Raw genomic sequence first — 12165 nt, forward strand, 5'->3', positions numbered from 1 at the left:
ATCAACCATTGCTTAACCATAAGCATGCCTTAATTTAGCGCATCAATGGTGGGGAAACCACCGGAGCAAGCTAGGGGCAGCGAGCAATGTTTATGAAGACAGCGACCGATTGGGTGTCTGCGACGCTCAGTGTTGGGTTTATTGTGGCAATCACTGCGATCCCAATGACTGCAGCCGCCGAGGCAGAACAGCAAAGCGTTGAGAATGTTTATGCTTTCAACTGGATGGCCAATGGCAAGAAGGTGAGCAAACGCGAAGCACGTGCACGTCAGGCGGCGCGGCGGGCCTCTTGGATGAGTACGCGCGGCGGGGCCACGTGGATTTGTTCTCCGGCAGGGTTTGGTCAGAAGTCGCGTTGCTATCGCGGCTAAAGCCGTGATCGCCGCGATCCCCGGCCGGATCTAGACCAACATCTTTTGAAAAGATGACCTCTCCGCTTTTGCGGAGCAAGTCTGCCGCCGACACGGGAGGTCTGCGGCGCGCGCCACATACGGTGCACAACCCGGCCAGGCTGCCCCCGGTGGATCTGGCCCCCTTTTCTGTCAATCAAGCATCTGTCAGTCCGGATGCCGGCCCCTGCACATTATCGTTGAGCCAGCAGCGCTCCGATGACCCTGGGCTGCATCACGGTATCCTGACAGGGCTCCGTATCCGGCAAGGTCCGGCAGGCATTCCACAAAGCTTTCAGGGTGCGTGGCCCTGCATACCCGTCTAGGGGGCCAACAGCCTTGCCTTGTTGTTTGAACCTGGATTGCAGGACGAAAATCGCGAAATTCGGGTTGCTGGCAAAGATATCCATGCCAAAGTCAGTGCTCTTCAGGTCTGGTCGACTTTTGAATTCTGCGAGAAATTCGTCATACAGGGCAGACCGCCGCGTGCCCGCCAACTTCAGGGTAAACTCCAGCCGCTCCCGATCGGCCTCGTCAAGAAGGTGGGAATAGCGCTCCAGATATTTTGCAGCCTGTTTTGGTGACTTTCTGACATTGAGCCGGTTACCGTCGCGGACAAGCTGGATCAGGAATTTAGCCGCCTCGGGGTTGCCATCCTCTGACGCCTGTTCAAGCATGTCGATCGCATCTGGACCGCTTGCGCGCATATTGATGCCGTATAGCTGTCGCAACGCCTCCAGCTTGGCGATACGGGGTTCACCTGCCGCACGCGCCTTTTCGGCAAAGGTTTCGAATTGCCCGCGCCGGTCCTTCCCAAGGTATCCAAACATCGCCCCTTCAGCCAGGGTCGCCCAGGCCGCGCCAGTGCCCAGCTCCCCGCTTTGGATCAGCAGGGCCTTTGCGGTCTTGCGGTCTGTCTGACGCCACATCATATCCGCGCCAAGGTGGAGCAGGCCTTCGCCATTGCCCGCCATTGCCGCATCTTTGAAAAGTGCGGTCGCGCGGGGCCGGTCTTTGGGGAGGTCGCCACCAAAGAACAATAAAGTGCCCAGAGCCACCTTGGCCTCAGCATCGCCAATATCCACGGCGCGTTCCAGCAACTGCACACCGGTGGCCAGATCTTGCTCCATGATCCGGCCGCTGATGAGTTGTTCCCCCAGGGTGCGCATTGCATCCGGGCTTCCCTTCTGCGCTGCCAAGCTCAGATAGTCGCGCGCCTTGCCCGGGTCAGCAGGTGTTCCCACGCCCCACAAAAGCGCCTGCCCCAGCGTTTCTTCTGCGAGCAGATTGCCCTTGTCAGCGGCCGTGCGCAGCAGGCGCACTCCCCTTTCAGGGTCCGCCTCGACATAAAAGCCATCGAGCAGGACTTTGCCCAACACCGCTTGCGCTGCCGTGTGATCGGCCGCCGCTGCCTGCGAAATCAGCGCCATCCCCCGATCCTTGTCCTGGGGCAGTCCCCTGTTGCCATAAAGGAGGATTTCACCAAGCTGGAGTTGAGCGTCAACGGCGCCCGGGTCTGCGGCAGCCTCTTGCAAGGCGTCAAACTCAGTTGTTTGGGCGTGAATGGCTGGCCCGGTGGCGCTGAGAATTACAACAAGACCGATGCCAATTCGTTTCAATAGAGGAGGACCTACGGACATTTCCCTTCCCTCACTATTTACCCTTTTATTAGACGCCTTTGAGGCCGCCTTTGTCAAATGAATCCAGATGCGGCAAATGTATGGTCCTATGGTAGCGGGGGACACGCGCCGCTCTATTGGCTTTTCTAAACGGTTCAATTTCAAAGCCCTGCGCAGAGGCGCAGAGGCGATCCAAACTCGATAGCCTTAGCAATGGTATGAGGCTGAATGAATTACCGGGCCGCATCCTACCCAAATACAGAATGCTCAGGCGACACCAAAATTATAGTGCGCTAGTTTTCCCGGCTGGAAACGCGTAGGGCTTCCAGCTGGCTGAGGGTCCGGTCAAATGCCTGCCCCGTCGGGGTCAGGGTCAGATCGTCGTTGACGAGGTTCAGATGCGGAGTGTGGCCATTCCAAGTGTAGGGATTGGCGGCGAACCAGGCATGTCTTTCCACGAATGGCAGGCCTTCCATCATGCGCATGGCATCTTCAACGAATTTGGCATTTTTCCGATAGGTCGCGGATCCGGGTCGATGCCAGTCAACATAAGCAAATTCGGTAACCCAGATCGGGCGATTGTATTCCGCGTGAACAGCTGTCAGCCAGTCGCGAAATTCCCTCACGCTTCCGTTGGTGGAATAGTAATGCACCGCCATAAAATCGACACGCAGCCCGCGCGCCTCGACTTGGTTCATGAAGCGGCGTTGCCACGAGTTTTTCCCCAGCGTTCCGCCCTGTGTGGTGGCCGGGCTGCCTAGGCGCAGACCACGCCGTTCCAGCTTGGGCCACAATGCGGCCGCGCGTGCAACGGACAGTCTGCGTTCGCCGTCCGGTTCGTTGAACCCCAGCAGATGCCGTACAGGCAAATCTGATTGTATTGGCTTGTTCACATCCGACACGTTGTGGATCATGGGCACGAATTCCACACTGCGCCGGTGGCGGCGGCTGGAATACATCTGATCGGGTCGCCAGTTGTAATACCACCCGAGCGCCGGCGTATCTTCCAGCCATTTCAACATGGTATAGCTGGAATTTTCCCAGGCCCCGACCCCTGCTTTCTCAGCCTGCGCTGATCCAACAATCATCATGGCCATAAGTGTCGCAAACACATAGCGCAGCATGAACCCGCCTCTCCAAGTTGCTGTCAACTCAAGCCGCCTGACGCGACTTGGGGTTCAGGCGGTCTAACGCGTTAGAACGGCCATTCTTGGGCAAGAAGTGGGTATAAATTGTTAACTGTGACGCTCGTTTTCTCTCGTACATTCCTATTTTTACTTACTTTTTTAGGAGAATGCTGAAGGGTTTCTTGCCGGGATGAGAATTTCGATCCCGTTTCACAACCCCTTGGACCCGTTTTGGCCCATCTCATCTGCCTCATTGCTGCTGTGAAACCTTGTCGCACGGAAAAGGGTCTTAGCCCAGTTCCCCGAGACCAGGACCGCATGGTTCCTTGGCTGCTGTGACAGGTTAGCAGCACCACCGCGAGGCAAACGCCTATCCGGCTTCGGATATGACGCCTCTTTCGGCGCCCCGATATCCCGCCAGTCAGGTAGACCCATCTTGAAGGCGCGCTGGCGGCAATCATCGACTTGGTTAAAACGCAAAAAGCCCTTCCGTGGAAGGGCTTGATGAGAACACGCATGAGTATCCAATTAAGGTTGGTTGCGGGAGCCTGCTGCCGTCGCCATCTACCTCAACCATCCTGCCATGTTTGATCCCATTTGGTGTGAATGAAGCGGATTGTTCAAAATTGGAATCCCTGGTCAAATTGTATCCCGGTGGACTTCGCTACATTGTCTTGAGAGCCAAAAGGTCTTTTTGACCCGCTCTTCATCGCAGCCTATGCCGGTCACAAAGTCTTCCTGTGTGACGCCACAGTCCTCGTGATGCATCCCAATCCTGCCAGGGCACTGCGACATTACAGGACAAAAGACCGGAGCATTTACCCCGGCCCATCTGTTTACTTGTACTTTGAAGGACCAAATCAGTTTCAGGCTTCACTCAGGCGCACGGTGAGTTCCTCCAGGAACTCCAGGCAATCCTCTATCTGGCTGATCTCGACGAATTCATTGGGCTTGTGCGCTTGTTCGATCGAACCGGGCCCCACAATGACAGAGGGGATACCGCCGATCTGTTCGAACACGCCGCCTTCGGAGCCGTAAGATACCTTACCGCCATATTCGGGCATCAGATCCGCGAGCGCGCGAAAACCGGCGCTGTTGCGGGCATCGTTCATCGCCGGATAGGCAAAGATGCGACTGAACGCGATGCCGCACCCGGGCGCACGCGCTCGCATTTCGGCGTTGATTTCACCGGCGCTTTCAATCAGCGCCGCCATCTCTCCCTCCGGGTCATTCTCCCCGATCGAACGCAACTCGAAGGTAAAGCTGCAATGATCCGGGGTCACGTTGGTGGCCACTCCACCCGAGATCATGGTCGCCAGCAAGGTCGCATGAGGCACGGTGAATTCTCCGTCAAACGGCCCCTCGGTCTCGTACGCTGCGGCCCGTTCGGTAATCAGCTGCAACACCCTGCCGGCGTATTCCACCGCGTTCACATGGCGCGGGGAGAAGGACGAATGCCCCGAGGTGCCGGTAACAGTGGCTCGCATGGCGATCTTGCCCTTCTGGCCAGTGACCAGCTTCATGTCAGAGGGTTCGCCAATGATGGCGAACTCCGGCGGCACCGGCAGCGCGGCCAGATGGCGGGCGATATCCGGCGCGCCAAGGCAACCGACTTCCTCGTCATAGGAAAAGCACAGGTACAGCGGACACTTCAGATCTGCTGCAGCAAAAGTGGGCGCGGCGGCCATGACACAGGCCGCGAAACCCTTCATATCGCAGGCGCCGCGACCGTAAAGGCGCCCATCACGCTCATCCATGGAAAAGGGCGGCGTGAGCCAGGTCTCCTCATTGGCAGGAACCACATCGGTATGCCCCGACAGCACAACCCCCGGCTGGTCTTCGGGGCCGAACCGGGCCACCAGGTTCACTTTCTGCCCGCTCTCGTCCGGCAGAAGCGTGATCTCCGCCCCCAACTTCCGGAAATGGACCGCCATATGTTCGATCAGGGGCCGGTTCGGGTTTTTCGACACGGTATCAAATCCGATCAGCGCCCGCAGGTGCTCTTTGGCCTGTTCCAGTTGTGGTTGGCTTGGGGCGATGGCTCGCGCTGGCTGGCTCATGAGATCAGGGCCTTTCGTTCTTTGGATTTCTGGATTTCGCGGCGCACGGTCAGGCCCACCACAAATACAATCAGGGCGGCAAACACCCAAGTGATCGGGGAGGACAGTAGAATGCCCGGCTCTCCGCGCGAAAGCGCCAGCGCACGGCGCAGGTTCTCTTCGATCATCGGTCCCAGAATAAAGGCGATGAGGAAGGGAGCAGCCGGGATATTCAGCAGGAACATGGCAAAGCCCACGCAGCCCATCACCAATAGTACCGTAACGTCGAACATGCTGGAAGAGATCGAATAGATCCCGAACAGGCACAAAAGAAGCACCGCCGGCGTCAGCAGGGTCTGCGGAATATGTGCAACATAAGAGAACATCCGCATCGTCAGCTTGCCTGCCCCGAACAGCAACACCGAGGAGAACAGCATGCCGATGAACAGCATGTAGATCTCGTGCATGTTGGTCTGGAACAGCAGCGGCCCGGGGGTCAGGCCCTGGATCATGAAGGCTCCGAGCATCACGCCGGTGATCACATCACCGGGCACGCCCAGCGCCAGGAGCGGGATCATGGTCGCCCCACAGGCACCGTTGTTGGCGCTTTCGGAGGCTGCAATGCCTTCCAGCTCTCCCTTACCGAAGTTCTTGCCGTTTTTCGAACTCCGCTGCGCTTCGCCATAAGAGAAGAATGCCGCAGCCGAAGGGCCGATGCCCGGGATCGCCCCCATGATCACGCCAATGGAACTGCCGCGCAGGATCGACTTCAGCGAGCTGAGGAATTCCGCGCGACTGACCTTCTGATCACCCAGCTTGGCGGTCTCCTGATCGGGGGCCGCCCGCATGACGATCATCTTGATCAGCTCGGGCAGGGCAAACAGACCGATCAGAACAGGCGCCACCGACAGTCCCGCCTGCATGTCATCGGTAAAGGCAAAGCGGAAGGAACCGTACATATCCTCTCCCGCAGTGGCCAGAAGCAGGCCCATGGCGGCTGAAACCAATCCCAACAGCAGCGAGTTTCCCGACACCCCGGCAACCGTGGTGAGGGCAAATAGCATCAGCATGAAGTATTCCGGGGGGCCCACGTGCAGCGCAAGCATCGCCAGCGGCGCGGCAAGGAAAATCAGCGACAGGTTCGAAATGAAATCGCCGGTAACCGACGAGTAGAGCGCCATGTTCAGCGCCTTACCCGCCTTCCCCTGCTGCGCCAGCGGATATCCATCCAGCGCGGTGCAGGCGGCCGAGGCGGTGCCCGGCGTCTTGATCAGGATAGCCGAAACCGAGCCGCCATAAGTCGACCCCTTGTAAAGTGCCACCAGCAGCAGGATCGAAGGGACCGGCGCCATGTAGAAGGTAAAGGGCAACGCCAGCGTAACCGCCATGGTACCAGTCATGCCCGGTATGGCGCCGATGATCACACCGCCCCAGATACCTGCGACCATGATCAGGAGGTTTTCAAACGTGGCGACCGCCTGCAGCGCGATCAGAATGTCATTCATCATGGTGTCAGTCCCTTCAGATCCCGATCGCCGTCGTCAGCATCCCTTTGGGAAACTGCGTGCCCAGCGCCTGCTGGAAAAATGTCAGAAGGAGGAGCGGTCCGAGAATGGAAATCGCCAGAGCCCACAGGACGTGACCGCGCTCACCGGTCAGCAGGATGCACAGTCCCGTCAGAGCCATTGCCGCAATGGGAAATCCGGCCAGCGGCACCACCAGAACAAAGCCCGCAAAGGCAGCAGCGGCGCCCAGCGCCCGAAGCACCATGGTGGCAACAGGAGCACCATCGGTCTCGATCAACTCCTCGTTTGGCAGGCCGCGTCCCAGAACTGCCTGTACAATGGCCAGCAGGCCCAGACCGGTTCCGATAAGTGCCACCGTACGCGGCCACATATCGGGCGGAGGGGCAAATCCGGGAATGAATGCAGGGCGCGGCACATAGACCGGGATCAGCACGGCGGCCACAAGGGCAAAAAAGGCTGCGATCAAAAGGCCGCGAAAGAGAGGTTTGGTCATCGCTCGATCTTTCGCTGTAGGAGGAACAGCCCCGCCCGCCCGAATGGGAACGGGGCCGCTCCGGTCTTGTGAGTGAAAGCGCTGGAGGCTTATTCGGCGGGCAGGTAGCCGAACTTTTTCGCCAGGCCGTTGAACAGTTCGTACTGCGCCTTGGCATAGGCGGGCATGTCCACGGCGCCCACGGTCGAGATTGACCCGCGGCGTTCGGCCAGAGTCAGCCAAGTCTCATCTGTAGCCACTTGGCCCAGCACGTCCTGCCATTTGGCAATCACGTCTTCCGGCAGGTCCTTGGGTGCATAGAGCGCGCTCCAGCCGGTGACTTGACCAGCCTGCTCGTATCCCAGCTCGGCCGCAGTCGGGACCTCGGGCAGCTTGTCCATACGCTTGGGAGCAAAAACCATCAGCGGCTTCATGCTTCCGCTCTCGATATGCGGCATCAGCGAACCCGCCGAGATCGCCAGAAAGTCCACGTGACCACCCAGCAGTGCGGTCGCCAGTGCTCCGCCACCCTTGTAAGGCACCAAGGTCGCAGCAGTCAGCGGATCCAGACCGGCATCCGACAGCAGCGATTGCACGGTGAACCCATCGATTGCGGTCGCGCCGGAGGCCGCATAGGCCATGCGGCCCTCGGACTCTTTTACCGCGGCAACCAGATCTTCCGCGCTGTCATAGGCGGCATCGCCCTTCACCGCGAGGATCATCGGCGTGGCTTCCAGGCTACCCACGAAGGTGTACGCGTCCCAATCGACCGAAGCCTGCGGGTTCACGGCCGGGGTCAGCGCCATACCAACGCGGGCCAGCAGCATCGTGTATCCGTCCGCATCCGCTTCGGAAACGAACCGCGCGCCGTTCATGCCGCCTGCGCCAGGCTTGTTCACCACGGTCACCGGCTGTCCCAGATAGGGCTTTGCACTTTCGGAAAGGGCACGGCCTGCCAGATCGGAGGCACCGCCGGGGCCATAGGGAACCACCAGCGTTACGGCCTTTTCGGGATAGTCAGCTGCCATGGCAGCGCCAGCGACCATCGAGACAGCCAGAGCAAAGCCTGAGATGAATTTTTTCATGGTATCCTCCCACAAAGCGGCCGGGAGCCCGACCGGAGTTTACGATGGGGATCCTGTTCCACAGTATTCAAATATTGACAAGGATCACCTCTAGTATGCAAAAACTGCATACTGAGAGGAGCAACAAGATGATCAAAGTGCGAGAAATCGAGGCTTTTGATGCTTTCATGCGTCTCGGCAGCGTGCAGACTGCCGGTGAATTCTTGGGGCTGGGTCAGCCAGCCGTCAGCCGCCTGCTTAGCGCTCTTGAAGAGCACGTGGGCTTTCCTCTTTTTCTCAGGAAACGCAACCGCTTGGCCCCAACACCCGAGGCCTTTCAATATCACATGACGGTGCAGCGTGCCCTCGCCGCCATGCGCGACATTGAAGAGGAAGCAGCCGCTATCGCGAATAAGCAACTCGGCCATCTGGTGATCGCCGCCCAACCAGTATTCTGCGATACGTTTCTGCTGGATGCCATCGCCGTATTCCGCCGCAGTCACCCCGGTGTCAGCATCCGCCTAGTCGATGTCGGAATGGAGGAAATGATGCGCATGATCGCGGAACGCAGTTGCGATCTGGCGCTGGGGATCACCCTGGAGGCCGAATCTTTTGGCGCCACGGCCCGCACCTTGGCCCGCTGCGAAGCGCGTTGCATCCTGCCGGTGGATCACCCTTTGAACCAGCCGGGTGAAATCCCCCTGCCCCGCCTGCGGCGCGAGAGCTTTGTCGATCTGGCCCCGGGCAGCCCACTGCGCACCCGGGTCGATTACCTCATGCAGACCATCGACGTGCAGCGGAACATTACCGCCGAGATGCGCAACCTGCGCGGTGTGGTCAAACTCGTGGAAATGGGACTGGGACTCGCCATCGTTGATCCCGTGGCCTGCCGCCTGTTGGATCCGGCCCAGGTGGTGGACCGCCCGCTTCTGCCCTCCATCGCTTGGGACATCGCCCAATTCACCCCCCGCGACCGCCCGCTCAGTGCGGTGGGCCAGGCGTTTTCTGACGTGATCGCCACCGAAATCGCACGCCTGCGTAGCCAAGGCTTGGTGCTTTGAGCGTAAGCGTGGCATCTGCCCCCGACAACGGGATCTAGCTACCACACCCGATGGCTCCCATATTGGCGTTCAGCGCCAATATGAAACTGGATATGCTAGACTTTCTCAGCCCAAAGCGGCCCCGTGCCTCGTGACCACACAAGCAGTGTCAGCCCATGCATTTCCGGGTGGCAAGTGGACATTCTCTGCGGTTGCGAGAGGATCGAACGGCCGGTTTGGGCCGCAGGGGGTCAATGTCTCGTGTCTGGAGCGTCGAGCCCTCCTCTGCGTCGGCGCAGGTCCGCTTCGAGCCCACATCTACCACAGGCATGTTCAAGAAACAGGCTTCTCAGAAAGCCTCCAGGGAGGGAAACGACGCTCATTTCCAGCATGAAACAGACACAGCTTATTCCCACTGGGATCATTTAGATGGGCCGTTCTCCATCTGAACGTTTGGTCTTTGGGTTCGCCTTTGAAGGCGATACCGCGTTCACGCAATTCAGTGAACTTCTGATCCACATCATCGACCTCAAAGTAAATGACGGTGTTTCCCACAGCTATTTGACCTGATTGGTAGATCGAAAAGGTTGCCGAACCTGATGGCATTTCGAAACGAGCGTATTCGCCTCTTTCGGAAACGATCAGACGGAGTCCAAATTTGGTGTAAAACTCGATACTCTCCGGAAAATCTTGCACTTCGATCAATACTTGATTTAAGTCCATGTCGACCACTCCGACTATCCAGAATCGCTTTTGCATCCAACTTAATGTCTCAAGTAAGGTTGAGGTGAAGGCGCAATGTCCGCTCAGTCCGCACAGCGGCCATCTGATCTACGTATTCATTCGTTCTCACGGCTATGTCCGCTTCGCCGACGCTATATCGCAGCTTGAGCCGAAGAGAAAAATGTCCAGAATGAGCCACAAACCCCGGCACATCCCCGGGTTTGCCGCCCTTTAGGATACTACACTCTTTTCAGGAATCCGCTGGCCACCGGGTCTAAGTTCCGCAAAGCACGTATCCGCCGCACTTGTGTCGGGTTCGGTTTCCAATCTGATGGTCAGAAACGTCCTTTTCGCCGATGACAGAAACGTACCTGACACACAGGCTGTGGGGTACAGGTGGCCCGCTAAAATGCGCCGTTCTTGGGGCTAGTCTTGTCGACAACTGGGAGATGCGGAAAAAACACGCCTCCCCCCCTTTTTCCGGCGCTTTCCCGCGCTCAAAGCCCGACACTCAAACTGAACGATAGGGCAAACGCGCTGCGCGATTCTTTGGTGGTTTGCCACCACAATCTCCCTGCATTCAACGACAGAGTTGCACGCCCCGAAATATCGGCGTTGATCCCTGCGCCAAGGCCAACCGCCAGTCGCGTATTCCGCAATGCGCCGGTGCTGTTTCCGGTCCAGCGGACTGCGGCGACATCCCCCATCAGCTGCGGAGTGAAGCGCCAGTTGCCGAAGGTCCAGTCAGAAACATTCAGGGTGTTTTGCAGCGCGAGACCATGATCGCCGTAGACGGAAACATCGCCAAACCGAACGGCGTTGCCTGACACCGCGTTAAATTGCTGTGACTGCAACAGCTTGCCTGTCGCGATCTGTCCACGCGCCGCAATCGACCATGTCCCACCCACCGGAAGCGCCATTGACTGCGAGAACCGCGGCCGCAGGATGGCATAGTCAGCTGTGGCCCCTGACCTTGCGGCATTGAACCGGGCGTCGGAATTTCCGCCACTAAAATCACCAGGGCTGAGCAGCAGATCCACCCCGTAGCTGCGCTGCCCCCGCTCCAGCCTCCGCGCACGGCTCCAACCGGCCTTTAGATAGGCCAGGTCCACATCCGTTCGCGAAACTGGAATGCCCGCGAATTGCAGCTCGTATTCCTCGCTGGAGACCTCAACACCGACATACCAGTCCTGCTGCTCTCCGGCTTTCGTGCCAAGGCCTGGCGCGTGATAGGTCAGGCCAAAGCGCGCAGTCGACTGGACCTGACGGAAAACCCCCGAAAACTCGTTTTTTGGCTTGGTGTAATAGGCCGATGCCTGAAGCCTTCGCCCGCCCCGCAGGAAATGGCTGAATGTCAGGGTATGTGCGATGGAGGTGGAGTTGTCCGGATCCGCACCCAGATCGTACCGCAGGACATCTCCTCTCCCCAGCACATTCCCGAAAACCGCGCTGCCATTCAGGTTCGTACTCGCTTCACCGTCAAAAACGTCCGTGCTGAACCCAAGCGTGAAGTCATAGGGTCGTTGCTCTTGCGTCACCAAAGTCAACGCCGTGGTGGCGGGCTCACGGCCAGGCGCCGAGACGAGTTTCACATCACGATAGGGATTGGCGTTCAGCAGGGCGACATCAGCTTCCAGCGTCTCGGCGTTTATGGTCTGGCCGGGCTGCACGCGGATCGCGCGGCGGTAGCTTACGGCCTCGAAATACTCCGCACCATCGACGGTCGGGGCCTGCGCCAGAAGCGAGGGCTGCACCAGGATCGCCACGGTGCCATGGGTGATGTCCTGCTCGGGCAGGGTCACCAATGTGAAGGGGTAGCCCGCTTCGCGGAAGTGCAGCCGCACATAGGCCACCAGCCGGTGGAGGCTTTCCAGTGAGGCGGGTTTGCCAAGGGCCTGTTGCAGCCGGGCCGCCAGCTGCGCCTCTTCGGGCGCCTCGAGCCGCTGAGAGATCTGCACCCCGGTCTGGCGGCTGGCGGTGGTGCCCGGCGCACGGGCCACCAGGGCCAGGCCGTTGAGTCGGGGCAACAGGGCCTCTTCGCCTGATAAGGCCGCAAGCTGCGCTGCGGGGCCTTGCTGCGCCGTGACGGGCGGCGCGGGCACAAGGGCTAGCAGCGCACCGTAAAGGAGGGCCAAAAGGCCCGGGGTCTTGGTCATTTTCATTGGT

General features: G+C 59.1%; 10 protein-coding genes. 2 read left to right on the plus strand and 8 right to left on the minus strand.

What is annotated here, in order from left to right:
• Positions 1 to 86: 86 nt before the first annotated feature.
• On the plus strand, positions 87 to 371 hold the full coding sequence (locus SM765_RS11395; protein WP_133245386.1) for a hypothetical protein: 285 nt from the start codon (positions 87 to 89) through the stop codon (positions 369 to 371).
• A gap of 212 nt (positions 372 to 583) precedes the next feature.
• Here SM765_RS11395 and SM765_RS11400 read toward each other — a convergent pair whose 3' ends face one another.
• The 6 genes from SM765_RS11400 to SM765_RS11425 form a co-directional block, all read right to left on the minus strand.
• The gene (locus SM765_RS11400; protein WP_274837841.1) at positions 584 to 2173 is read right to left on the minus strand and encodes a tetratricopeptide repeat protein; all 1590 of its coding nucleotides are present in this window, start codon (positions 2171 to 2173) and stop codon (positions 584 to 586) included.
• A 128-nt stretch (positions 2174 to 2301) separates the two neighbouring features.
• Positions 2302 to 3132: a glycosyl hydrolase gene (locus tag SM765_RS11405; protein WP_274832832.1), complete on the minus strand. Its 831-nt coding sequence runs from the start codon at positions 3130 to 3132 to the stop codon at positions 2302 to 2304.
• 869 nt (positions 3133 to 4001) lie between these two features.
• Positions 4002 to 5195, minus strand: a complete 1194-nt coding sequence (gene argE / locus SM765_RS11410; protein ID WP_274837842.1) for an acetylornithine deacetylase — start codon at positions 5193 to 5195, stop codon at positions 4002 to 4004.
• Positions 5192 to 6682 carry a tripartite tricarboxylate transporter permease gene (locus SM765_RS11415; protein ID WP_368981506.1) on the minus strand — a complete coding sequence of 497 codons (1491 nt, stop codon included), beginning with the start codon at positions 6680 to 6682 and terminating at the stop codon, positions 5192 to 5194. Before SM765_RS11415 ends, argE begins: the two co-directional genes overlap by 4 nt.
• 13 nt (positions 6683 to 6695) lie before the next feature.
• Positions 6696 to 7193 carry a tripartite tricarboxylate transporter TctB family protein gene (locus SM765_RS11420; protein ID WP_274837844.1) on the minus strand — a complete coding sequence of 166 codons (498 nt, stop codon included), beginning with the start codon at positions 7191 to 7193 and terminating at the stop codon, positions 6696 to 6698.
• An 89-nt stretch (positions 7194 to 7282) separates the two neighbouring features.
• The gene (locus tag SM765_RS11425; protein ID WP_274835140.1) at positions 7283 to 8257 is read right to left on the minus strand and encodes a Bug family tripartite tricarboxylate transporter substrate binding protein; all 975 of its coding nucleotides are present in this window, start codon (positions 8255 to 8257) and stop codon (positions 7283 to 7285) included.
• A gap of 44 nt (positions 8258 to 8301) precedes the next feature.
• On the opposite strand from SM765_RS11425, the gene SM765_RS11430 reads away from it, so the two are divergent.
• Positions 8302 to 9297: a LysR family transcriptional regulator gene (locus SM765_RS11430; RefSeq protein ID WP_274841229.1), complete on the plus strand. Its 996-nt coding sequence runs from the start codon at positions 8302 to 8304 to the stop codon at positions 9295 to 9297.
• A 312-nt stretch (positions 9298 to 9609) separates the two neighbouring features.
• Here SM765_RS11430 and SM765_RS11435 read toward each other — a convergent pair whose 3' ends face one another.
• Together SM765_RS11435 and SM765_RS11440 are read right to left on the minus strand one after the other, a co-directional pair.
• Positions 9610 to 9999, minus strand: coding sequence for a VOC family protein (locus tag SM765_RS11435; RefSeq protein ID WP_274837861.1), 390 nt, complete (start codon positions 9997 to 9999; stop codon positions 9610 to 9612).
• Positions 10000 to 10496: 497 nt separating this feature from the next.
• Positions 10497 to 12161, minus strand: coding sequence for a ShlB/FhaC/HecB family hemolysin secretion/activation protein (locus tag SM765_RS11440; RefSeq protein ID WP_274839003.1), 1665 nt, complete (start codon positions 12159 to 12161; stop codon positions 10497 to 10499).
• Positions 12162 to 12165 lie beyond the last annotated feature (4 nt).

Origin of the sequence: Pseudophaeobacter sp. 1A09344, assembly GCF_041008745.1 — a bacterium.
Lineage (GTDB): Bacteria > Pseudomonadota > Alphaproteobacteria > Rhodobacterales > Rhodobacteraceae > Phycobacter > Phycobacter gallaeciensis_A.